At 63.7% G+C, this 21,851-nt stretch carries 21 protein-coding genes; 7 read left to right on the top strand and 14 right to left on the bottom strand.

The window, feature by feature from the left end:
• Positions 1–30: 30 nt before the first annotated feature.
• The 9 genes from rnr to purC all read right to left on the bottom strand — a co-directional run bounded on the left by rnr (position 31) and on the right by purC (position 10,302).
• A complete protein-coding gene (gene rnr, locus F8A10_RS18480) occupies positions 31–2,295 on the bottom strand; it encodes a ribonuclease R (protein ID WP_029371584.1) in 2,265 nt (754 codons plus the stop codon).
• A 60-nt stretch (positions 2,296–2,355) separates the two neighbouring features.
• On the bottom strand, positions 2,356–2,574 hold the full coding sequence (locus F8A10_RS18475; protein WP_010394025.1) for a formate dehydrogenase subunit delta: 219 nt from the start codon (positions 2,572–2,574) through the stop codon (positions 2,356–2,358).
• Entirely contained in the window at positions 2,571–3,371 is an 801-nt protein-coding gene (gene fdhD / locus F8A10_RS18470) for a formate dehydrogenase accessory sulfurtransferase FdhD (RefSeq protein WP_010394026.1), read from the bottom strand. The genes F8A10_RS18475 and fdhD overlap by 4 nt, the downstream gene beginning before the upstream one ends.
• Before the next feature lie 25 nt (positions 3,372–3,396).
• Positions 3,397–6,276, bottom strand: a complete 2,880-nt coding sequence (gene fdhF, locus F8A10_RS18465; protein WP_152368108.1) for a formate dehydrogenase subunit alpha — start codon at positions 6,274–6,276, stop codon at positions 3,397–3,399.
• The gene (locus tag F8A10_RS18460; protein ID WP_152368107.1) at positions 6,273–7,799 is read right to left on the bottom strand and encodes a formate dehydrogenase beta subunit; all 1,527 of its coding nucleotides are present in this window, start codon (positions 7,797–7,799) and stop codon (positions 6,273–6,275) included. The genes fdhF and F8A10_RS18460 overlap by 4 nt, the downstream gene beginning before the upstream one ends.
• A complete protein-coding gene (locus F8A10_RS18455) occupies positions 7,796–8,275 on the bottom strand; it encodes a formate dehydrogenase subunit gamma (protein ID WP_010394031.1) in 480 nt (159 codons plus the stop codon). Before F8A10_RS18455 ends, F8A10_RS18460 begins: the two co-directional genes overlap by 4 nt.
• A 75-nt stretch (positions 8,276–8,350) precedes the next feature.
• Positions 8,351–9,223 (bottom strand): LysR family transcriptional regulator, encoded by an 873-nt coding sequence (locus F8A10_RS18450; protein WP_152368106.1) that lies wholly within the window; start codon positions 9,221–9,223, stop codon positions 8,351–8,353.
• A gap of 63 nt (positions 9,224–9,286) precedes the next feature.
• On the bottom strand, positions 9,287–9,526 hold the full coding sequence (gene purS, locus F8A10_RS18445; protein ID WP_152368105.1) for a phosphoribosylformylglycinamidine synthase subunit PurS: 240 nt from the start codon (positions 9,524–9,526) through the stop codon (positions 9,287–9,289).
• Positions 9,527–9,537: 11 nt separating this feature from the next.
• Positions 9,538–10,302, bottom strand: coding sequence for a phosphoribosylaminoimidazolesuccinocarboxamide synthase (purC, locus tag F8A10_RS18440; protein WP_010394036.1), 765 nt, complete (start codon positions 10,300–10,302; stop codon positions 9,538–9,540).
• A 149-nt stretch (positions 10,303–10,451) separates the two neighbouring features.
• Here purC and F8A10_RS18435 point away from each other — a divergent pair, with 149 nt between their 5' ends.
• Positions 10,452–10,766, top strand: coding sequence for a DUF1476 domain-containing protein (locus F8A10_RS18435; protein WP_010394038.1), 315 nt, complete (start codon positions 10,452–10,454; stop codon positions 10,764–10,766).
• A 47-nt stretch (positions 10,767–10,813) separates the two neighbouring features.
• Here F8A10_RS18435 and F8A10_RS18430 read toward each other — a convergent pair whose 3' ends face one another.
• Genes F8A10_RS18430 through F8A10_RS18420 form a run of 3 tightly spaced genes read right to left on the bottom strand, consistent with a single transcriptional unit; the run spans position 10,814 to position 13,104 of the window.
• The gene (locus tag F8A10_RS18430; RefSeq protein ID WP_152368104.1) at positions 10,814–12,151 is read right to left on the bottom strand and encodes an MATE family efflux transporter; all 1,338 of its coding nucleotides are present in this window, start codon (positions 12,149–12,151) and stop codon (positions 10,814–10,816) included.
• A gap of 4 nt (positions 12,152–12,155) precedes the next feature.
• Entirely contained in the window at positions 12,156–12,659 is a 504-nt protein-coding gene (locus tag F8A10_RS18425; RefSeq protein WP_010394040.1) for a PaaI family thioesterase, read from the bottom strand.
• A 1-nt stretch (position 12,660) separates the two neighbouring features.
• The gene (locus F8A10_RS18420) at positions 12,661–13,104 is read right to left on the bottom strand and encodes a PaaI family thioesterase (RefSeq protein ID WP_085501470.1); all 444 of its coding nucleotides are present in this window, start codon (positions 13,102–13,104) and stop codon (positions 12,661–12,663) included.
• A 133-nt stretch (positions 13,105–13,237) separates the two neighbouring features.
• Between F8A10_RS18420 and F8A10_RS18415 the strand changes: the two genes are divergently transcribed.
• From F8A10_RS18415 to F8A10_RS18390, 6 genes are all read left to right on the top strand, one after another.
• Positions 13,238–13,663, top strand: coding sequence for a MerR family transcriptional regulator (locus F8A10_RS18415; RefSeq protein WP_010394044.1), 426 nt, complete (start codon positions 13,238–13,240; stop codon positions 13,661–13,663).
• A gap of 86 nt (positions 13,664–13,749) precedes the next feature.
• Positions 13,750–14,139, top strand: coding sequence for a MerR family transcriptional regulator (locus tag F8A10_RS18410; RefSeq protein WP_010394045.1), 390 nt, complete (start codon positions 13,750–13,752; stop codon positions 14,137–14,139).
• 22 nt (positions 14,140–14,161) lie between these two features.
• Positions 14,162–15,940: an acyl-CoA dehydrogenase C-terminal domain-containing protein gene (locus F8A10_RS18405; protein WP_010394046.1), complete on the top strand. Its 1,779-nt coding sequence runs from the start codon at positions 14,162–14,164 to the stop codon at positions 15,938–15,940.
• Positions 15,941–16,051: 111 nt separating this feature from the next.
• Positions 16,052–16,693 carry a glutathione S-transferase family protein gene (locus F8A10_RS18400; protein ID WP_010394048.1) on the top strand — a complete coding sequence of 214 codons (642 nt, stop codon included), beginning with the start codon at positions 16,052–16,054 and terminating at the stop codon, positions 16,691–16,693.
• Positions 16,690–17,901, top strand: a complete 1,212-nt coding sequence (locus tag F8A10_RS18395; RefSeq protein WP_085501471.1) for an acetyl-CoA C-acetyltransferase — start codon at positions 16,690–16,692, stop codon at positions 17,899–17,901. Before F8A10_RS18400 ends, F8A10_RS18395 begins: the two co-directional genes overlap by 4 nt.
• Positions 17,902–17,912: 11 nt before the next feature.
• On the top strand, positions 17,913–20,096 hold the full coding sequence (locus tag F8A10_RS18390; protein ID WP_152368103.1) for a 3-hydroxyacyl-CoA dehydrogenase NAD-binding domain-containing protein: 2,184 nt from the start codon (positions 17,913–17,915) through the stop codon (positions 20,094–20,096).
• Positions 20,097–20,163: 67 nt separating this feature from the next.
• On the opposite strand, the gene F8A10_RS18385 is transcribed toward F8A10_RS18390, so the two are convergent.
• Both F8A10_RS18385 and nth read right to left on the bottom strand, forming a co-directional pair.
• Positions 20,164–21,171 (bottom strand): adenosine kinase, encoded by a 1,008-nt coding sequence (locus F8A10_RS18385; RefSeq protein ID WP_085501473.1) that lies wholly within the window; start codon positions 21,169–21,171, stop codon positions 20,164–20,166.
• The gene (gene nth / locus F8A10_RS18380) at positions 21,168–21,836 is read right to left on the bottom strand and encodes an endonuclease III (RefSeq protein ID WP_152368102.1); all 669 of its coding nucleotides are present in this window, start codon (positions 21,834–21,836) and stop codon (positions 21,168–21,170) included. The genes F8A10_RS18385 and nth overlap by 4 nt, the downstream gene beginning before the upstream one ends.
• Positions 21,837–21,851 lie beyond the last annotated feature (15 nt).

The following is a 21,851-nucleotide window of genomic DNA, read 5'->3' as shown; positions in this document are numbered from 1 at the left end:
TTATCAGATCGCTGCGAGGTCTGGCGCGTTTCAGCGCTGGCGGCGGACGCGGCGGCGTTTTTGCGCGCGCTTGATTTCAGCCAGCCGGGCCTGGGTCGCACGCTTGCGCATCGGCCCTTTGCCTGCGCCGCGACGGCCGCTTTGCGGCAGCGGCCGACCCTCGACCTCCAGCAACTCAAGCATCAGACCGCCGGTCACCGGCACCGCCTCGGAAAGCCGGACGGTGACCCGCTGACCAATACCGATCTCCAGCCCCGTCTCTGACCCCATGAGCACCTGCGCATCGGGGTCATAATGGAAATACTCTCGCCCGATCTCGCGGATCGGCAAAAGCCCGTCCGCCCCGGTTTCGTCCAGCCGTACGAAAGCGCCGAACCGCTGCACGCCACTGACCCGACCGGTAAACTCGGCCCCCACCCGATCAGCCAGATAGGCCGCAAGATAGCGGTCAGTTGTGTCCCGCTCGGCCGCCATCGAGCGGCGCTCGGTTTCCGAGATATGTTGCGCTGTCTCGGACAGTCGCTCAATATCCTGCGGCGACAGCCCGTCAGCGCCCCATTTATGGCCGGTGATCAGTGCGCGATGCACGATCAGGTCCGAATAGCGACGGATGGGAGAGGTGAAATGCGCATAGGATCGCAGCGCCAGTCCAAAGTGACCAAAATTCTCGGGGTGGTAATAGGCCTGCTGCATGGAACGCAGCGCGGTCATATTGATCAGCTCATCGAACTCTGATCCCTCGGCCTGTTCCAGCAGCCGGTTCAGATGCCGGGTCTGCAGGACCTGTCCACGTGCAAGGGTAAAGCCCGAAGCCTCGGCCACCTCGCGCAGCGCATCAAGCTTTTCCACCGTCGGCTCTTCGTGCACGCGATAAAGCAGCGGACGGCGCAGACGCTCAAGCTCTTCGGCGGCGGCGACATTGGCCAGCACCATGAATTCCTCGATCAGCCGGTGCGCGTCAAAACGTTCGCGGAAGTTGACCGATTTGACACGCCCGTCAGCAGTCAGCTCGATCCGACGCTCGGGCAGGTCAAGTTCCAGCGGCTGGCGACGCTCACGCGCGGCCTTCAGCAGCGCATAGGCAGCCCAAAGCGGGCGGATCACACTGTCGATCAGCGGGCCGGTCTGCTCATCAGGGTTGCCGTCCGCCGCTGCCTGCGCCTGCTCATAGCTAAGGCTCGCGGCCGAACGGATCATGCCGCGATGAAAACTGTGGCTGACCTTGTTGCCCTGCGCATCCAGCCGCATACGCACGGCGATCACCGGCCGGTCAATGCCTTCATGCAGCGAACAAAGATCCCCTGAAAGGACGTCGGGCAGCATCGGCACCACCCGGTCAGGGAAATAGGTCGAGTTGCCGCGCAGCCGTGCCTCACGATCAAGGGCCGAGCCGGGGCGGACGTAATGCGCCACATCGGCGATGCCGACCCAGATTGTCGCACCGCCGTCCTCATGCGTCTCGGCCATGACGGCATCGTCATGGTCGCGGGCATCAACGGGATCAATGGTGACAAATGGCAAATGGCGCAGATCCTCGCGTGACTTCATGGTCGCGGGGCTGGCGGCATCCGCCTCGGCGATCACGTCGTCGGGGAAATCATCGGGAATGCCGTGCTGATGGATGGCGATCAGGCTGACCGCCCTGGGCGCCGAAGGGTCGCCCAGCCGTTCGACGATGCGTGCCATGGGCAGGCCAAGACGGCCGCGCGGGCCGACCTGTTCGGCCTCGACCAGTTCGCCGCTTTGCGCACCATGGGCGTCGCCGGGGCGCACCTGCCATTCCTTATCCTGCCCCTTGTCGATGGGCAGAATACGCCCCCCCGCCTCGGGACCGCCCGCCGAGGCGCGAAAGATGCCGACGATGCGGTGCTGGACCGTGCCGATGCGGCGGATCAGCCGGGCCTGATAATCATGATCCTCGCCCCGGGTCTCGATCAGCCGGGCAAGGATGCGTTCACCCGGCGCGACCGCCGGGTCGGATTTAAGAGCTGCGTACAGGATGCGCGGCATCGGCCCCTCACCCTGCCACTCCAGCGGCCTGGCAAAGATGTCGCCATCGCGATCAGGCGGCAAAAGCTGCACCACCGTCACCGGAGGCAGACGCTCGGCATCATGGTAATGGCGGCGGCGGCGTTCTAGCAGACCGTCGGCCTCAAGCTCTTTCAGAATACGCTTGAGCTCGATCCGCGCCGCCCCCTTTATCCCAAAAGCCTTGGCGATATCGCGCTTGGCGGTGGCGTCCGGGTGGGCGGACACCCAGTCGAGAATCTCTTGCCGGGAAGGTAGCTGTGCCATGCCGTCACGCTATCACGCCGAAAGCTTGGGCGGCAGAGGCAAAAAGCGCACCTGCACCGATCAGATGCGAATGAGATCCGCCGCCTCGCGCACCACCGGATCGGCCTCGGCACCGGCACGGATCTGTTCGACAAAGTCCTGACGCATGCGGGGCGACCAGGAATCGTTGATATGGGCGGCGACAGCCTCAGGCGCGGGGCGATCAGGCTGGCTGCGAAAGAAATCTGCCATCTGGGTCGCCATGCGGATCAGCTTGTTATGGGTCATGGTCTCGGTCATCTCAAACCTGAACTTCCGGCGATACGCCAGGGGTGGGTGTAAAGATCAAAACTGTCCTGCCGCGAGCGTGCGATCAGCGTGATGCCCGCGCGTTCAGCCCAGTCAAGCGCAAGCGCGGTCGGGGCGCTTGCACCGATTAAAACGGGCGCACCGATACGGGCAGCCTTTTGCACCAGATCGACCGACAGGCGCGAGGACATGACAATCGCACCCTGCCCCGCCGCCTGTCCCGCAACGGCAAGGGCACCGGCCAGCTTGTCCAGCGCATTGTGACGGCCAACATCTTCGCGGGTGATGGCGCGGGCACCATCCCAAAAGGCCGCGCCATGAATCGCCGGGGTCTGGCGGCGCAGGATCTGCCCTTCGGTCAGCGCGGCCATGGCCTCTGCCACCTGTTCGGGCGGCATAGACCAGTCCGAACTGACGGGCACGATCTCGGGCAAAGCTGCCTCGATACTGTCCACGCCGCACAGCCCGCAACCAACCGGGCCAATCATGCTACGCCGACGCTCGGCCAGTCGTGCTGACAGGCCGGGGCGCAGCCACAGCCGTGCCTCGCATGCGGGAAAGCCGCGGGCCGGGGCCTCGGCTTCGTCAAACCCCTCGACATCCTCGGGCGAGGCGATCAGCCCCTCGGTCAGCGCAAACCCCAAAGCAAAGTCGCGCAGGTCATGCGGCGTCGCCATCAGCACCGCCTGACTCATGCCGTCGATGACAATGGCGACGGGGCATTCCTGCGGCGCCGGGGGCGGCGCGGCCTGATGCCAGCCGCCCTGCCAGCGCAAAACCCCGTTCATGTCCCGCATCCGGTCCGGAACCTTGTCATTCCGCTGCGGTGGGCAGGATACGACGCGCGAGTTCGGAATGGTGACGATACTCCTCTTGCCACTCCGACGGGCCGTTCGAGGGACTGACCTGCACGGCGGTCACCTTGAACTCGGGACAGTTGGTGGCCCAGTCGGAATTGTCCGTAGTCACCACATTGGCCTGAGTCGTCGGGTGATGGAAGGTGGTATAAACCACCCCCGGCGCCACCCGATCGGTGATATGGGCCCTTAGCGTCGTCTCGCCCGAGCGTGAGGCCACCCGCACCCAATCGCCTTCGCGAATACCGCGGTTTTCGGCGTCCGAGGGGTGGATCTCCAGCAGATCCTCGGCGTGCCAGACCACGTTTTCGGTACGCCGTGTCTGCGCGCCGACGTTGTACTGCGACAGAATGCGCCCGGTCGTCAGCAACAGCGGGAAACGCGCACCGGTCCGCTCTTCGGTCGCGATATACTCGGTATGGACGAACTTGCCCTTACCGCGCACGAAACCGTCGATATGCATCAGCGGCGTGCCCAGCGGGGCATTTTCGTTGCACGGCCATTGCACCGAACCAACCCGGTCAAGCAGGTCATAGGTCACGCCCGAGAAGCTGGGCGTGGTCAGCGCGATCTCGGCCATGATCTCGCGCGGGTGGGTATAGGACCAGTTCGCGCCCATCCGGTTCGCAAGCAACTGGGTGATTTCCCAGTCCTCGTATCCGTTGCGCGGCGTCATGGCGCGGCGAACCATGTTGATGCGCCGTTCGGCATTGGTGAAGGTGCCGTTCTTTTCAAGGAAGCTCGAACCCGGCAGGAAGACATGGGCGTAGTTCGAGGTCTCGTTCAGGAAAAGATCCTGCACGATGACGATATCCATCGCCTTCAGCGCCGAGGTGACGTGGTGGGTGTCGGGGTCCGATTGGACGATATCCTCGCCCTGGCAGTAAAGACCCCGGAAACGGCCGGCCAGCGCCTCATCAAACATGTTGGGGATGCGCAGGCCCGGTTCAGGCGACAGCTCGACCCCCCAGACACGTTCATAAATCGCCCGCGCCTCGGGGTCCGAGACATGGCGATAGCCCGGATATTCATGCGGGAAGCTGCCCATGTCGCAAGAGCCCTGCACGTTGTTCTGACCGCGCAGCGGGTTCACGCCGGTGCCGGGGCGACCGATGTTACCGGTCAGCATGGCAAGGTTCGCAATCGCCATCACCGTGGTCGAGCCCTGCGAATGCTCGGTCACGCCAAGGCCGTAATAGATACTTGCCCGCGGCGCGGCGGCATAGGCACGGGCCGCCTTGCGGATCAGTTCGGCCGGGACCTTGGCCAGTTTCTCGACCTCTTCGGGCGCGTGGCGCGGGTCCCTGAGGAACTCGGCATAGGCCAGGAATTCATCCCAGTCGCAGCGCGTGCGGATAAAGCCCTCGTCATAAAGCCCCTCGGTCACGATCACATGCGCGATCGCGGTCAGGACGGCGACGTTGGTGCCCGGACGCAGCGGCAGGTGCAGCCCCTCGCCCATATGCGGGGTCTTGAGCAGGTCGATCTGACGCGGGTCAATGACGATCAGCCCCGCGCCCTGCCGCAGCCGCTTGCGCAGGCGCGAGGCAAAGACCGGGTGCCCGTCGGTCGGGTTCGCACCGATGATCAGCGCCAGATCGGTCTCTTCGACCGAGTCGAAATCATGCGTGCCCGCCGATGTGCCAAAGGTCGTCTTCAGCCCGTAGCCGGTCGGAGAATGACAGACCCGCGCGCAGGTATCGGTGTTGTTGTTAAGAAAGACGGCGCGCGCCAGTTTCTGCACCAGATAGGTTTCCTCATTGGTGCAGCGCGACGAGGTGATGACACCGATGGCGTCGCGTCCATGGTCCTGCTGGGCCTGGCGCAATCGGCTGGCGGCGAAATCCAGCGCCTCATCCCAGGTGACGACACGCCAGGGGTCGGTGATCCGTTCACGCACCATCGGCTGTGTCTGGCGTTCACGGTGGGTTGCATAGCCCCAGGCAAAGCGACCCTTGACGCAGCTATGGCCATGGTTGGCCTTGCCGTCCTTGCCTGGCACCATGCGCACGACCTCTTCGCCGCGCATATGGGCATCGAACGAGCAGCCGACCCCGCAATAGGCGCAGGTCGTCTTGACGATATGCTCGGGCGTTCCGATCTGGATGACGCTGTTTTCGATCAGGGTCGCAGTCGGGCAGACCTGCACACAGGCCCCGCAACTGACACAATCCGAAGACAGGAAACTGTCGGACCCCATCCCGGCCGAGACGCGGCTGTCAAAGCCCCGCCCCTCGATGGTCAGCGCAAAAGTACCCTGCACCTCTTCGCAGGCCCGGACGCAACGCGAACAGACGATGCATTTCGCCGGGTCGAAGGTGAAATAGGGGTTCGACTGATCCTTGGGCCGGTATTCGGGGTTCGGCCCCTCGGCATCGCGGCGGGCAAAATGGTTCTTGCCCGGCTCATAACGCACTTCGCGCAGACCGACGGCCCCGGCCATGTCCTGCAATTCGCAATCGCCATTAGCGGCACAGGTCAGACAGTCCAGCGGGTGATCGCTGATGTACAGCTCCATCACGCCTTTGCGGACGCGGGCGACATCATCTGTCTGGGTATGGACGACCATGCCCTCGGCCACCGGGGTGGTGCATGAGGCAGGCAGACCCCGCATCCCGTCGATCTGCACCACGCACAGCCGGCATGAGCCAAAGGCACTGACATGATCCGTCGCGCACAGTTTGGGGACCGAAATCCCAGCCACGGCAGCAGCGCGCATGACACTGGTACCCGCAGGAACGCTGACGGAAATGCCGTCCACGGTCAGGTTGACAGTGACATCGGATTTGACCGCCGGGGTACCCATGTCGCGGTCGGGAATGATAAAGTCCTTCATTCGGCGGCCTCCCTGCGGGGCTCGCGGCGCCCGCTGAAATCCTCGGGGAAATGGGTCAGCGCGGACATGACCGGAAAGGGCGCAAAACCCCCCAGCGCGCAAAGCGATCCCCATTTCATCGTGTTGCAAAGATCGGTCAGGATCGCGATCCCCGTTTCATCGCCCTGGGCAATACGGTCGATCGTCTCGACCCCGCGGATCGAACCGATACGGCAGGGCGTGCACTTGCCACAGCTTTCGACGGCGCAGAACTCCATGGCAAAGCGCGCAAGCTTCAGCATGTCGGCAGTGTCGTCAAAGACGGTGATGCCGGCGTGGCCAAGCAGCCCCTCTTTGCTCGCAAGCTCTTCATAGCCAAAGGGCAGATCGAAATTCCAATGCGGGATATATGAGCCAAGCGGTCCGCCGACCTGCGCCGCCTTGACCGGCCGGCCCGAGGCTGTGCCGCCGCCGATCTCTTCGATGATCTGGCGCAGGCTCATGCCAAAAGCGACCTCGAACAGCCCGCCATATCTGACGTTGCCAGCCAGCTGGACCGGGATCGTACCCTTTGAGCGACCGACGCCCAGCCGGGCATATTCCGCCGCACCATGGGTAAGGATCCACGGCACCGAGGCCAGCGAGATCACGTTGTTCACAACCGTCGGACGGCCAAGGAAACCTTCCAGCGCCGGAATCGGCGGCTTGGCACGGACGATGCCGCGCTTGCCCTCAAGGCTGTTGAGCAGGCTCGTTTCCTCGCCGCAGACATAGGCTCCGGCGCCGACGCGCACCTCCATGTCATAGGCATGGCCCGAGCCAAGGACAGACTGGCCCAGAATTCCCGCCTGCCGCGCCCGAACGATTGCAGCCTGCATCAGCCGGATCGCATCGGGATATTCGCTGCGGATATAGACATAGCCCTGAACCGCACCGACCGCGATGCCCGCGATCGTCATGCCCTCGATCAGGACCAGAGGATCGCCCTCCATCAGCATACGGTCGGCAAAACTGCCCGAATCGCCCTCATCCGCATTGCAGACGATGTATTTGCGAACGGCCTTGGCACCCGCCACAGTCTTCCATTTGATGCCGGTCGGGAAACCTGCACCACCACGGCCGCGCAGGCCGGATTCGGTGACCTCATCAACGATCTTTTCCGGACCGACGCTGATCGCGCGACGCAGACCTGCAAGGCCACCATGGGCCTCATACTCATCGACCGACAGAGGGTCGATGACGCCCACGCGGGCAAAGGTCAGCCGGGTCTGTGCCTTCATCCATGGCAGTTCCTCGACCGGCCCCAAGGCCAGCGGATGCTCGGAACCGGTGCGGATCGCCCCGGCAACCGAGGCGGCATCCTCCGGCATCACCGGACCATAGCCATAGCGCACCCCGTCACGCTCGACCTCGACCAAAGGCTCAAGCCAGACCATCCCGCGGGTACCGTTGCGGGTGACGGTGAATTCGCGCGAAAGCGCCTCGGCGACTTCGTCAGCACCAAGAGCCCTTGCAGCAGCGTCGAGAGGAACCCAGACTCTCATGCCCCTGCCTCCGCCACCAGTTTCTGCACCTTGGCCAGATCGGCGCGGCCAAGCAGCCGGTCGCCCATCTGCGCCGACGGCGCACAGGCGCAAAGCCCAAGGCAGAACACCGGCTCAAGCGTCAGCCGCCCGTCGGGCGTCGTCTCATGCCAGTCAATCCCCAGCGCAGCACGGACCTCATCGGCCAAAGCCTCGGCCCCCATCGACTGGCAAGCCTCGGCCCGGCACAGGCGCAGGACATGCCGGCCATGCGGATGATCCCGGAAATCATGATAAAAGCTGACCACGCCATGCACCTCGGCACGGGTCATGCCCAAGGCCTCGGCGATGACCGGCTGCGCGGCCTCGGGGACATGGCCCCATTCGGCCTGAATGTCGTGCAGAATGGGCAGAAGCGGCCCCTCGCGGCCCTTATGGGCGGCGATGATCTCATCAAGGCGTAACAGGAAATCAGCGTCAATCGCTGGTACAGTCATGGCTGGGTCGTCCGGGCTCATCAATTTTGTCCAGACTAAAGCCCAACGATAGACAAAACAATCGTGATATACCGTCTATTGATCGAATGTATCTATTGATGCGGTAATACGAAGCAACGCCTCGACCAGCGGCGGATGCGGCTCGCGGTTGGCAACCACCAGACCAACCATATGCCCTTCGCCAGTCAGGTCGCGGGCGCGCACGCCCTCGGGCAAGGGCAGGCCCCGTGCCAGCGCCCGGGGCAGGATCGCAGCCCAGTCCCCGGTCGCCACATGCGAAAGAATTGCCAGCATCGAGGTCGATTCGACCCGTGGCAGCGCATCCGCCCCCGCCTCGACCAGATGGCGGGTGACGATGCGACGGTTCTGCATGTCGGGCGTCAAAAGGCACAGCGGCCGCGTCGCCGCCTCGGCCCAGCCGACCGGACTGCCAAGTTCGCTGCGGTCAATCAGGCAGTAGGTCTCGCGATAAAGTGGCAGGCTTTGCACCCGGCCCAAAGGCTCACTGTCGAGGTAGGTCACACCGGCATCAAGTTCCAGCGCCTCGATCTGCTCGCGGATTTCGTCCGAACTGCGCGACAGGATCGAGACCCCGGCATTCGGGTGGCGGCGCAGGAATGGCCCGGTCAGCTCGGCGATACGCGGCATGGCAGTCGGGATGACGCCGATGCGCAGCCGGCCCGAGACGCCCTTGCGACTGGCCTCCATCTCGGCCTGCATGGCGCGGGCGTCGGCGACGATGCGGCGCGCCCAGCCAAGGACCCGTTCGCCTTCGGGCGTCAGACCCTGAAAGCGCGAGCCCCGGCGCACAAGCTGCACGCCCAGCTGTTCTTCAAGCGCGCGGATGGCGGATGACAGGGTCGGCTGGGTGATGCCCAGCGATTCGGCGGCGCGGCCAAAATGCTTTTCCCGCGCCAGCGCCATGAACATGGAGAGCTTGTCGATCACGAAAACCGCCCTCCCGGCTGCTGCCTGAACACCAAAGGCCGGAGCAACGCCCGGCCCGGCAGATCAGACGATTTCGACGGCGTATTTCTCGATCACCGTATTGGCCAACAGACCCTCGCACATGCGCGCGACCTCGGCCTCGGCTGCCTCGGCATCGGTGGCAGCCAGGTCCAGCTCGATCACCTTGCCCTGACGCACGCCCGAGACGCCCTGAAAACCAAGGCCGCCGAGGGCGTGGCGGATGGCCTCGCCCTGCGGATCCAGAACGCCATCCTTAAGCATGATGGTGACACGGGCTTTCATCGGCGGGCCTTTCAGTTGATAAGCGTCGGTTTGGTCAGCGAGGCGGTGTTGGCGGGCATCAGGCCCAGCCGGCGGGCCACCTCGGTATAGGCATCGGTCAGGCTGCCCAGATCGCGGCGGAACACGTCCTTGTCGAGCTTTTGCCCGGTCTTGACGTCCCAGAGACGGCAGGAGTCGGGGCTGATCTCATCGGCGACGACAAGACGCATGAAATCGCCGTCCCAGATGCGGCCGATCTCGATCTTGAAGTCGATCAGTTTGATGCCGACACCAAAGAACACACCCGAGAGGAAGTCATTCACCCGCAGCGCCAGCGACACGATATCGTCCAGGTCCTGCTGGCTCGCCCAGCCAAAGGCGATGATATATTCCTCAGAGACGAAGGGGTCGCCCAGCTCATCATTCTTGAAGCTGTATTCGACGATAGGCCGCGGAAGCTGCGTGCCTTCCTCCATCCCCAGCCGCTTGGCAATCGAACCGGCGGCGAAATTGCGCACGATCACCTCAAGCGGGATGATCTCGACCTGACGCACAAGCTGCTCGCGCATGTTGATGCGGCGGATAAAGTGATTGGGCACGCCGATGCTGGTCAGCCCGGTCATAAAGAACTCGGACAGGCGGTTGTTCAGCACCCCCTTACCCTCGATCGTCGCCTTCTTCTGCGCGTTGAAGGCGGTGGCGTCATCCTTGAAATACTGGATGAGCGTTCCCGGCTCGGTGCCCTCATACAGAATCTTGGCCTTGCCTTCGTAGATTTTCTTGCGCCTTGGTGCCATGCTGCGCGTCCCCCGTCCGCAAGGTGAGAATTCCTACCCGCGCTATAGGCCAGAATGAGGGTCAGGGGCAATACGGGCTTGCGATGGGGCGCGCGCATGGGCATATCCAGCAAAAAGAACCACGGGATCACCCCTAGCCGGAGGCCGCCATGACTACCTTTGACGACCGCGAGCGCGCACATGAGGCGAAATTCGCCCATGATGCCGAACTGAACTTCAAGGCCGAGGCGCGGCGCAATCGCCTGCTTGGCGAATGGGCGGCCGGTTTGCTGGGCAAGACGGGCGACGACGCCCGCGCCTATGCGCTGACCGTGGTCAGCTCGGATTTCGATGAGCCGGGCGATGAGGATGTCTATCGCAAGCTTGCCGCCGATCTGGAAGGCAAGGCAGATGAGACGACCATCCGCACCAAAATGGCCGAACTGCGCGTTACCGCCCGCCAGCAGATCATCAAAGAGCTGTAGGACGAGATATCACCACAGCGCCCCGATTCGCGGGGCGCTGTGCACATTCAGGACAAGGCGGCCTCGACCCGGGGATAAAGCCGCCACATTGTCACCCCGCGCAGCGCATTCAACCCCATCAGCGCCGCCCATAGGCCATGATTGCCGAAAAGCGCGGGCAGCAGCGTCACCAAAGCCGCGTAAACCCCGACCGACACCAGCATGGCATTGCGCATCTCACGCGTGCGGGTCGCACCGATGAACACCCCGTCAAGCATCCACGAAGCAATGCCGATCACCGGCGCGGCGATCAGCCATGGCAGATAATGCCGTGCCTCTGCCCGCACTTCGGGCGAGGTGGTGAGCAGGTCGATGATCGCCGGTCCGAAAAGCAGAAAGGTCAGCGACAGGATCACTGCCCCGGCGACACCCCAGCCCGAGGCGACGCGCACCGACTGGCGCAACCGATCCAGCCGCCGCGCCCCGACCGCCTGCCCGACCAGCGATTCGGCCGCAAAGGCGAAACCGTCCAGCCCATAGGCGACGATTTCCAGAAACTGCAAAAGCACCTGATTGGCAGCAAGCGTCACATCTCCGCGCCCCGCCGCCATGAACATGAAGGTGGTGAACGACCCCTGCAGCAGTACCGAGCGGATCAGGATATCGGCGTTCACGCGCACCAGTTCTTCGATCCGGTCGCGGGCCATAAGCCCGGACCGCCGTACGGCGGCACGGATGGCGTGACGCGCAAACCACAGGCCAAGCGCCAGCCCCGACCATTCGGCAATCAGGGTCGCGCCGGCCACACCGGGCACACCCCAGCCAAGACCCAGCACGAACCACAGATCCAGCAGGATATTCAGCCCGTTCATCACCAGTTGCAGGACCAGCACCGACCGGGTCCGCTCGGTCGCGATCAGCCAGCCGGTGATGGCGTACAGCGCGATGGTGGCCGGGGCCCCCCAGATCCGCAGGCCAAGATATTGCCGCGCCAGGGCTTCGACCTCGGGCGAGGCCGGGGCAAGGCGAAAGGCCCCGGCAAAAAGCAGCCCTTGCAACAGGATAAATACCAGCCCGGCGATGATTCCGATTCCCAGCGCCCGCAGCAGATGCGCGCCGGCCTCGCCCTCATTCCCTGCGCCATGGGCCTGGGCGACAAGGCCCGAGGTCCCCATACGCAGAAAGCCAAAGATCCAGTAGATCGAGGCAAGAATCACCGCCCCCAGCCCCACCGCGCCGATGGGCGCCGCCTCTCCCAGCTGGCCGATAACGCCGGTATCGACGGCGCCAAGGATCGGAACGGTGGCGTTGGAAATCACCACCGGCAGGGCGATCGACAGCACACGGCGATGCGAAACTGGCCTGTCCGCGCCGGTCATGCCGCTGGCTGGCAAGATCTCAACCATGAGGTCAGCCGTTCTGCGGCATCAGAAAATGACCGGTCGCCTGGGCAAAAAGCTTGCTGCGATGATCCTGCCAGGCCTCGACATGCACGCTGGCATAGCGCCGGCCCGAACGCACCACCCGCGCCCGCGCATAGGCGTCACGCGGCAGGCCGGAACGCAGGTAATCCACTGTAAAATCAATGGTCTTTGGCAGGCGCGGCAGGCTTTCCGGCACAGCGGCATCAGGGGCGATGCGGCCCTGTTCCATGTCCTCCCAGATCGCGCTCCAGGTCAGTTCGACGATGGCAGTGACTTCCAGAAAGGCAGCCGTGACGCCGCCGTGGATCGCGGGAAGCATCGGGTTGCCGATCAGCTTTTCGTCAAAGGGCAGCACCGCCGTCAGCTCATCTCCGCGCCGGTCAAAGGTGATCCCCAGCCAGCGGATATAGGGCACGCTGTTGACCAGCGCGTTCAGCGTGCCGTTGCGCCGCGACTTGATCGCGTCGAGGGGTTCGTTCCGGCCCGCCATGTTACCTCTCGATGGTAAAGGCCCCGGTGGCGGCAGCCACAGGGCGCGATTCGTCGTCATCCATCGCCCAGGCACGCACAAAAGCGACCGAGCGGGTGACGTGATAGCATTCAGCGCGGGCGCGGATGGTCTGACCGGGCGTTGCCGCGCGCATATAGTCGATGCGCAGGTCGATGGTCGCGGTCGAGCGCGCGCCTGCGGGATGGGCCATGACCGCCGCGCCGCTGCATGTGTCCATCAGCGCAGAAATCACGCCACCATGAATGACCCCGCTGTCAGGGTCGCCAACCAGATCCTCGCGCCATGGCAACGAGATTTCGGTCCCTTCGGGTGACAGCTTGTCCAGGCTCATGCCAAGCGCGCGGGCGTGCGGGATTATCTCGATGAACTGACGCGCGATCCGCCGGCGTTGTTCAGGATCGTCCTCGGGTGACGCTCCGTTCATGCTTCGTGCCTCCTGATTGGGGTGAGGTGAATGGTAGCAGCACGCCACCGCCAGACAAGCCCGGCCGCGCAATGGTTGAGTTTGGCCAACCCCGGCGCTAGGCTGACCATGATCCGATTACGGGGTTCGACAGATGTCCGATGGCGACCAAAGCGAATACATAGGTTTCAAAGAGATGTGCGCACGTTTCGACGTGACGCCGCGGACGCTGCGCTATTACGAATACATAGAATTGCTCAGCCCGCGCAAAGAAGGCCGCTCGCGATTTTACGGCCCGCGCGAAATCGCACGGATGAAACTGATCCTTCGCGGTCGCCGCTTTGGCTTCTCGCTTGAGGATATCCGCCAGTGGCTGCTCATCTATGGCGAAAAGGGCACCCGCGAACAGTACCGGGTCTGGATCGAACTTGCCGACCGCCAGCTTGAGGTACTGGCCCAGCAGCGCGACGAGCTTGAGACCTCGATGACCGACCTGCGCGCCCTGCGCAACGAAACGCTGGCCATTCTCGAAGGCATGGAGGCCGATGAGAAACCCGCCGGAGAGGCGCAGACCGGCTGAGCACTCTCTGACGCCACGTCGCACCTTACGTGCACGTCAACCTGGCCTATATTCAGATCAGGTGACTGCGAGGGAAAGGACCGGACGTGAGCGAAGCGCCGATGACCATTCGCCAGATGTGCGACGCCTTTGGCGTCACGCCGCGTACGCTGCGCTTTTACGAATCGCGCGAATTGCTGTTCCCCGAGCGGCGCGGCCAGCAGCGGCTTTACAGCCGCGCAGATCGTGCCCGGCTGACCCTGATCCTGCGCGGCCGCCGCTTTGGCTTTTCGCTCGAACAGATCCGGCAGTTGCTGGAACTGTACGACCCGGCCGAGCGCAACATCACCCAGACCGAGGCCGCGCTTGGCGCAGCGCGCGAGCGGCTGGCTGACATGGAGCAGCAGCACCGTGAACTGGGTGAAGCCATGTCCGAATTGCGCCAGCAGATCGCCGATGGTGAGCTGTGGCTGAACAACCTGAAATCCGACGCCTGACGTCGAACCCCTGGGAGGACCGATGACAACCTATTCCGCCCCCGTCCGTGACATGCAGTTCCTGCTGCATGACGTTCTCGAAATCTCCAGGCAAGAGCTTCCGGGCCACGACGAGCTTGACCGCGACTTTACTCAGGCCGTGCTGGAAGCAGCCGGCAAGATTGCCTCCGAGGTGCTGGCCCCCCTGAATGCCACCGGTGACCGCGAAGGCTGTCGGCTGGAAAATGGCGTCGTCCACACGCCGAAAGGCTTTGCCGAGGCGTTCCAGCAGATGCGCGAAGGTGGCTGGACCGCGCTCGACTGCGACCCCGAATATGGCGGTCAGGGCATGCCCTATGTGATCGGCCTTGCGGCGGGCGAGATGTTTTCGGGCTCGAACATGGCCTTTACCATGTATCAGGGCCTGACCCATGGCGCCTATTCCGCCATCCGCGCCCATGGCACGGATGAGCAGAAGGCGACCTATCTGCCCAAGATGGTCAGCTGCGAATGGACCGGCACCATGAACCTGACCGAGCCGCATGCCGGTACGGATCTGGGCCTGCTGCGCACCAAGGCCGAGCCGCAGCCGGACGGCAGCTATCTGATCACCGGGCAAAAGATCTTTATCTCGGCCGGTGACAACGACCTGTCGGAAAACGTCATCCATCTGGTGCTGGCCAAGGCTCCGGGCGGCGGTCCGGGCACCAAGGGCATCTCGCTGTTCATCGTGCCCAAGTTCCTCGTCAATGAGGACGGTTCGCTGGGCGAACGCAACAAGCTGTCGGTCGGCAATCTTGAAGAAAAGATGGGCATTCACGGCAATGCCACCTGCGTCATGAACTATGACGGCGCCAAAGGCTGGCTGCTGGGCGAGCTGCACAAAGGCATGCGCGCCATGTTCACCATGATGAACGAAGCCCGTATCGGCGTCGGCCTGCAGGGTTATGCCGTGGCCGAGGCCGCCTATCAGAACGCCGTCGCCTATGCGCGCGAGCGTCTGCAAGGTCGTGCCGCGACCGGAGAGGCCAATCCAGGGGGCCCGGCCGATCCGCTGATCGCCCACCCCGACATCCGCCGCAACCTGATGGACCAGAAAAGTTTTCTGGAAGGGGCGCGCGCACTGGCCTTTTGGGGCGCGCATCTGATCGACCGCGCCGTGATCGGCAATGACAAAGAGGCGCATGACCTCATCTCGCTGCTGACCCCGGTCATCAAGGGCTTCCTGACTGACAAGGGCTTTGACGTGGCGGTCCAGGCCCAGCAGGTCTTTGGCGGCCACGGCTATATCGAGGAACAGGGCATGTCGCAGTTCGTCCGCGACACCCGCATCACCATGATCTACGAGGGCGCGAACGGCGTGCAGGCGCTTGACCTCGTCGGTCGCAAACTCGCGGCCGAAGGCGGCAAGCCGATCATGGGTTTCTTTGACATGATCCGCCAGACCATCAAGGCGCATGAAGAGGATGAGACGCTTAAGGCCGATTTCCTCGACCCGCTCAAGGCGGCCTCGAAAGATCTGCAGGCGGCGGCGATGTTCTTTATGGAACATGGGCTCAAGAACCCCAATGCCGCGCTGGCCGGGTCCTATGACTTCATGCATCTTTTTGGCCATGTCGCGCTCGGCCTGATGTGGGTGCGCATGGCGGCGGCTGCACGTGCGGCGCTTGCCGCCGGGACCGGCGACGCGACCTTCTATGAGACCAAGCTCGCCACCGGGCGCTATTACATGGCGCGTCACCTGCCGATGACCGCGACGCATCTGGCGCGCATCCGCACGGGTGCTGATCCGGTAATGGCGCTGACGGCTGAGCAGTTCTGAAACAGACGGCCCGGCGCGGGGCAGCAGGGACAAGGGGCCAGCGCCCCGGCCCCGGACCCGGACCCGCGCCAGCCACGCACCTAATGCCTTGTGGGAGGGAAAGGAGACAGGATGCCAGCACTGCTTTACTGTTTTGGGGAATCGGGCCACTCTTACAAAGTGGCGCTGATGATGCAGCTGACCGGCTATCCTTGGCAGCCGGTCTTTGTCGACTTTTTCAACGGCGCATCGCGCAGCCCCGAATACCGCGCCCTGAACGAAATGGCCGAGGCTCCGGTCTTTGCCGAAGACGGGCTGACCCTGACCCAATCAGGTGTGATCTTGCTGCATCTTGCGGAAAAGACCGGCCAGTTCCTCGGCGAGGACCGTAACGAAATCATGCGCTGGCTGTTTTGGGACAATCACAAAGGTTCGTCGCAATTCGGCGCATTGCGCTTTTTGATGAATTTCCTGCCCCCCGACAAACGCCCGGCCGAGGTTATCGCTTGGCTGCAGGGTCGCTGCCGGGCGGCGCTCAGAACGCTGGACGCCCATCTGGCCGGGCGCGAATGGCTGGCGGGGGACGCGCCAAGCATCGCCGACCTCTCGTGCTGCAGCTATCTCTTTTATCCCGAGCCCTTCGGCTTTGACCGCGCCGATTGGCCCCATATCGACGCCTGGCTGACGCGCATTTCGGCGCTGCCGGGCTGGAAACACCCCTATGATCTGATGCCCGGCAACCCCGCGGACCGGGCCGCGAAGGAGGAAGCATGACCGAAGCCTATATCTATGACGCCGCCCGTACCCCGCGCGGCAAGGGCCGCCCCGACGGCAGCCTGCACGAAGTCACCTCGGTCGCGCTTTCGGCCCGGCTGCTGAACGCGATCAGGGAACGCAACGGCTTGACCGGTCATGCGGTCGAGGACGTGATCTGGGGCAATGTCACCCAGGTCAAGGAGCAGGGCGGCTGCCTTGCACGCTCGGCCGTCTTGGCCTCGGATCTGGACGAGTCGATCCCGGGCCTGTCGATCAACCGTTTCTGCGCCTCGGGCATGGAGGCCGTGAACATTGCCGCAAACCAGATCAGGGGCGGCGCAGGCCAGGCCTATATCGCCGGTGGGGTCGAGATGATGGGCCGCGTTGCCATGGGCAGCGACGGCGCCGCCATCGCCGTCGACCCCAGCCTGACCTTCCCGACTTATTTCGTCCCGCAGGGGATCAGCGCCGATATCATCGCCACCGAATACGGCTTTTCGCGCGAACAGGCCGACAGCCTTGCCGTTGAAAGCCAGCGCCGCGCAGCACAGGCCTGGGCCGAGAACCGCTTTGCCAAGTCGATCGTGCCGGTCAGGGACCAGAACGGACTGACCATCCTTGACCGCGACGAATACATGCGGCCCGGCACCACGCTTGAGGATCTGGGCCGGCTCAAGGCCAGCTTCAAGGAAATGGGTGAGATGATGCCCGGCTTCGACAAGGTGGCAACGCTGAAATATCCCCACCTTGACCATATCGAGCACATCCACCACGCCGGCAACAGCTCGGGTATCGTGGACGGCTCGGCTGCTGTGCTGATCGGCAATGCCGAGTTCGGCAAGGCTTACGGGCTAAAGCCCCGCGCCCGCATCCGCGCCACTGCCAAGATCGGCACCGACCCGACGATCATGCTGACCGGCCCTGTGCCAGTGACGGAAAAGATCCTGAAAGACAGCGGCATGGCGATCAGCGACATCGACCTGTTCGAGGTGAACGAGGCGTTTGCCGCGGTCGTGCTGCGCTTCATGCAGGCCTTTGACGTCGACCCCGCCGTCGTCAACGTCAATGGCGGTGCGATTGCTCTTGGCCACCCGCTGGGGGCGACCGGAGCCATCATCATCGGCACGCTGCTTGACGAGCTTGAGCGTCAGGACAAGACGGTGGGCCTTGCCACACTGTGCATCGCGTCCGGCATGGGCGCGGCCACCATCATCGAGCGCGTCTGAGGGAGGTAAGGATGACCGATTTCACCATGCAGAAAGACGCCGACGGCGTCGCCATCGTCACCTGGGACGTGCCCGGTAAGTCGATGAACGTGCTGTCTCTGGACGGCGCGGCTGAACTGAATGCATTGATCGACGACGCGCTGGCCGATGAAGCGGTCAAGGGCATCGTCATCACCAGCGGCAAAAAGGACTTTGCCGCCGGCATGGACCTGAACGTCATCGCAAGCATGAAAGAGGGCGGCGCTCAGTCAGTCTTTGACGGGGTGATGACGCTGCACCACCTGCTGCGCAAGATCGAGCTTGCGGGTATGGACCCCAAGACAAAAAAGGGCGGCAAGCCCATCGCAGCAGCCCTGCCCGGCACGGCCCTGGGGATCGGGCTGGAGCTGCCGCTTGCAACGCATCGCATCTTTGCCGCCGACAATCCCAAGGCCAGGATCGGCCTGCCCGAGATCATGGTCGGCATCTTCCCCGGCGCTGGCGGAACCACCCGGCTGGTGCGCAGGCTTGGCGCGATGGGCGCGGCCCCCTTCCTGCTGGAAGGCAAGCTTAGCGACCCGGCCAAGGCCAAGGGCGCGGGGCTGATCGACGAGGTGGCCGCCGATCCAGTCGCCGCTGCGCGTGAATGGGTGCTGAAGGCCAGCGACACCGATCTGGTCAAACCCTGGGATGCCAAAGGCTACAAGATGCCGGGGGGTGAACCCTATCACCCGGCGGGCTATATGACCTTTGTCGGCGCAAGCGCGATGGTCCATGGCAAGACGCTGGGGGTCTACCCGGCCGCCAAGGCCCTGCTCAGCGCCGTCTACGAAGGGGCGATGGTGCCCTTTGACACGGCGCTGAAGATCGAGGCGCGCTGGTTCACCAATGTGTTGATGAACCCCTCGTCCACCGCGATGATCCGCAGCCTCTTCATCAACAAGGAGGCGCTGGAGAAAGGCGCAAACCGTCCCGATGCCCCCGATCAAAGCGTGAAAAAGGTCGGCATCCTTGGCGCGGGCATGATGGGCGCAGGCATCGCCCATGTCTCGGCCATGGCTGGGATCGAGGTCGTGCTGATCGACTCGGCCCAGGAGGCGGCCGAGCGTGGCAAGGCCCATTCCGCCGGTCTGCTTGACAAGGCAATCAGCCGCCGCAAAGCAACCGAAGAGAAAAAGGCCGAGGTCCTTGCCCGCATTACCCCCACCACCGATTACGCCGCCCTGCAAGGCTGCGACCTGGTGGTCGAAGCGGTGTTCGAGGACCCCTCGGTCAAGGCTGAGGTGACGAAAAAGGCCGAGGCCGTGCTGCCCGCCGAGGCGATCTTTGCCACCAACACCTCAACCCTGCCTATCTCGGAACTGGCCAAGGCCAGCGCGCGGCCTGATCAGTTCATCGGCATCCATTTCTTCAGCCCGGTGGACAAGATGGCTCTGGTCGAGATCATCAAGGGCAAAGAGACCGGCCCGCGCGCCGTCGCCAAAGCGCTGGATTTCGTCCGCCAGATCCGCAAGACGCCGATCGTCGTTAATGACGCGCGCTTCTTCTATGCCAACCGCTGCATCATCCCCTATATCAACGAAGGGATCCGCATGGTGGCCGAGGGCGTTAGCCCGGTGCTGGTCGAAAACGCCGCCAAGATGATGGGTATGCCGCTGGGCCCGCTGCAACTGGTCGATGAGACCTCGATTGATCTTGGCGTCAAGATTGCCAGGGCAACCCGCGCAGCCATGGGCGACGCCTATCCCGACGGTGCCGTGGATGAGGTGATCTTCAAACTGGCCGAGCAGGGTCGGCTGGGCCGCAAGGCCAAGGCGGGCTTTTACGACTATGATGAGGCCGGCAAGCGTCAGGGTTTCTGGTCAGGGCTCGCCTCGGATTGGCCCGAAGCCGATGCGCAGCCCGAACTGACCGAGATCCAGCACCGGCTGATGTTCGTGCAGGCGCTCGAAGCGGTGCGCGCGCTTGAGCAGGGCGTGCTTGAGGACATCCGCGAAGGCGATGTCGGCGCGATCCTTGGCTGGGGTTTTGCACCCTGGTCAGGCGGCCCGTTCAGCTGGCTCGACATGCTGGGCGCGCCGCGTGTGGTCGAAATCGCCGACGCGCTTGAGGCCAAGTTCGGCCCGCGTTTTGCCGCGCCGCAACTGCTGCGCGACATGGCGACGAAAGGCGACAGCTTCTACGGACGCTTTGGCGCTGGCAAGAAGGCCGCCTGAGACTGAAAAAGGGGCAGAGGCGACAACGTCCCTGCCCCTTTCCCTTTACCCCTCTGCGAGGACCGCTTCAGATCAGCCCCTCGGCCCTGAAGGCCGCGCGCAGATCGCTTTCAGGCCGCGCGCCGACATGGCTGATGACCTCGGCCGCAGCGATACAGCCCATGCGTCCCGCCGCCGCCAGATCCGCGCCAATCGCCAGACCATAGATCAGGCCCGCCGCGAACTGGTCGCCCGCTCCGGTCGCATCCACCGGCACGATACGGTGGACCGGCGCGCTTACCCGTTCATCCCCACGGATCAGGATCGCATCCTCGCCCGAGCGGGTACAGATCACGGTGTGGCAATCGGCGCTTGCCTGCCGCAGCGCCTCTTCCAGATCCTCGACCTCATATAGCGACTGCCATTCATGCACGTTGCCGATGACGTAATCCATCGGTCCTGCCACCAGACGACGGAAATCGGCGCGATGCCGATCCACGCAGAACGGATCGGACAGCGCAATTCCCGCCTGCCCACCCGCCTTGTGACAAGCATCGGCAGCCTTCAAGAACGCTGTTTTCCCGGGGTCCTTGTCAAACAGATAGCCCTCAAGAAACAGCCAATCCGCGCCGCTAAAGACTGACGGGCTGACATCATCCGCCCCCAGCTCGGCCGAAATTCCCAGATAAGTGTTCATCGACCGCTCGCCATCCGGGGTGACAAAGATGATCGAACGCGAAGTTGGCAGCACATCCCCCGCAACCGGCGGGTTGACGAAAACCGTGCCCTGCTGCTCGGTCTGTTCGGCATAGCTCAGGCCCAGAGGATCGCTTGCCACCTTGCCGATAAAGGCGGTGCGCAGTCCCAGCATCCCCAGCCCGGCCAGCGTATTCGCAACCGAACCACCTGGCACCAGCCGCGCCTTGCCCGCCTGCGGATCGGCCGATTGCGCCGCCATCAGGAACTCGGACCGCTCGCGGTCGATCAGTTGCATGATGCCCTTTTCCACCCCCAGCCGGGCCAGCGTGTCCTCTGAGGTCGGCGCAATCACATCCATGACGGCATTGCCGATCCCGATTACATAGGGGGTGGTCATCCGGTCTTCTCCTCATAGGGGCAGAGATCTTCGATTGGGCAGATCCGGCAACGCGGACGCCGCGCCTGGCAGATATAACGGCCATGCAGGATCAGCCAGTGATGGGCGTTCTGCTGAAAGGGCACGGGGACGTTATCCTCGATCGCGCGCTCGACCTCGGACACGTCGCGGCCGGGGGCGATATGCGTGCGGTTCCCGACACGAAAGATATGGGTATCGACCGCCTGCGCAGGAAAGTTAAAGACACTGTTCAGCACGACATTGGCGGTCTTGCGCCCGACACCGGGCAGGGTCATCAACGCCGCCCGCGATTGGGGCACCTCACCGCCGTATTCGTCGATCAGGCGCTGCGACAGGGCGATGACGTTCTTGGCCTTTTGCCGATAAAGGCCGATGGTCTTGATTTCTTCGGTCAGCGCCTCAATGCCCAGATCCAGCATCTGCCTGGGCGTGCTGACCTGCTGAAACAGCCGCCTGGTTGCCTTGTTCACGCCGACATCGGTGGCCTGCGCCGACAGCGCGACCGCGACAAGCAGGGTAAAGGCGTTGGTATATTCAAGCTCGGTCACCGGCTGCGGATTGGCCTCGCGCAGTCGCGAAAAGATTGCGACCTGCGTCGTATAGGGCAAAGCCGGGGGAAGACGGGGGGTGGTGCTGCGTGCCATGGCCTTCAGATGCCC

Origin of the sequence: Paracoccus kondratievae, assembly GCF_009301415.1 — a bacterium.
Lineage (GTDB): Bacteria > Pseudomonadota > Alphaproteobacteria > Rhodobacterales > Rhodobacteraceae > Paracoccus > Paracoccus kondratievae.
The sequence above is the reverse complement of the archived record's forward strand: the minus strand, read 5'-3'. Positions and strand labels throughout refer to the sequence as shown.

Excerpts from the sequence above, each read along its gene's own strand:
- F8A10_RS18395 (WP_085501471.1), top strand. The coding sequence starts at position 16,690 with ATGACCGAAGCCTATATCTATGACGCCGCCCGTACCCCGCGCGGCAAG.
- F8A10_RS18400 (WP_010394048.1), top strand. The coding sequence starts at position 16,052 with ATGCCAGCACTGCTTTACTGTTTTGGGGAATCGGGCCACTCTTACAAA.
- fdhF (WP_152368108.1), bottom strand. The coding sequence starts at position 6,276 with ATGAAGGACTTTATCATTCCCGACCGCGACATGGGTACCCCGGCGGTC.
- nth (WP_152368102.1), bottom strand. The coding sequence starts at position 21,836 with ATGGCACGCAGCACCACCCCCCGTCTTCCCCCGGCTTTGCCCTATACG.
- F8A10_RS18460 (WP_152368107.1), bottom strand. The coding sequence starts at position 7,799 with ATGAGAGTCTGGGTTCCTCTCGACGCTGCTGCAAGGGCTCTTGGTGCT.
- F8A10_RS18415 (WP_010394044.1), top strand. The coding sequence starts at position 13,238 with ATGTCCGATGGCGACCAAAGCGAATACATAGGTTTCAAAGAGATGTGC.
- F8A10_RS18390 (WP_152368103.1), top strand. The coding sequence starts at position 17,913 with ATGACCGATTTCACCATGCAGAAAGACGCCGACGGCGTCGCCATCGTC.
- F8A10_RS18430 (WP_152368104.1), bottom strand. The coding sequence starts at position 12,151 with ATGGTTGAGATCTTGCCAGCCAGCGGCATGACCGGCGCGGACAGGCCA.
- fdhD (WP_010394026.1), bottom strand. The coding sequence starts at position 3,371 with ATGAACGGGGTTTTGCGCTGGCAGGGCGGCTGGCATCAGGCCGCGCCG.
- F8A10_RS18405 (WP_010394046.1), top strand. The coding sequence starts at position 14,162 with ATGACAACCTATTCCGCCCCCGTCCGTGACATGCAGTTCCTGCTGCAT.
- purS (WP_152368105.1), bottom strand. The coding sequence starts at position 9,526 with ATGAAAGCCCGTGTCACCATCATGCTTAAGGATGGCGTTCTGGATCCG.
- rnr (WP_029371584.1), bottom strand. The coding sequence starts at position 2,295 with ATGGCACAGCTACCTTCCCGGCAAGAGATTCTCGACTGGGTGTCCGCC.
- F8A10_RS18435 (WP_010394038.1), top strand. The coding sequence starts at position 10,452 with ATGACTACCTTTGACGACCGCGAGCGCGCACATGAGGCGAAATTCGCC.
- F8A10_RS18455 (WP_010394031.1), bottom strand. The coding sequence starts at position 8,275 with ATGACTGTACCAGCGATTGACGCTGATTTCCTGTTACGCCTTGATGAG.
- F8A10_RS18475 (WP_010394025.1), bottom strand. The coding sequence starts at position 2,574 with ATGACCGAGACCATGACCCATAACAAGCTGATCCGCATGGCGACCCAG.
- F8A10_RS18385 (WP_085501473.1), bottom strand. The coding sequence starts at position 21,171 with ATGACCACCCCCTATGTAATCGGGATCGGCAATGCCGTCATGGATGTG.
- F8A10_RS18425 (WP_010394040.1), bottom strand. The coding sequence starts at position 12,659 with ATGGCGGGCCGGAACGAACCCCTCGACGCGATCAAGTCGCGGCGCAAC.
- F8A10_RS18420 (WP_085501470.1), bottom strand. The coding sequence starts at position 13,104 with ATGAACGGAGCGTCACCCGAGGACGATCCTGAACAACGCCGGCGGATC.
- purC (WP_010394036.1), bottom strand. The coding sequence starts at position 10,302 with ATGGCACCAAGGCGCAAGAAAATCTACGAAGGCAAGGCCAAGATTCTG.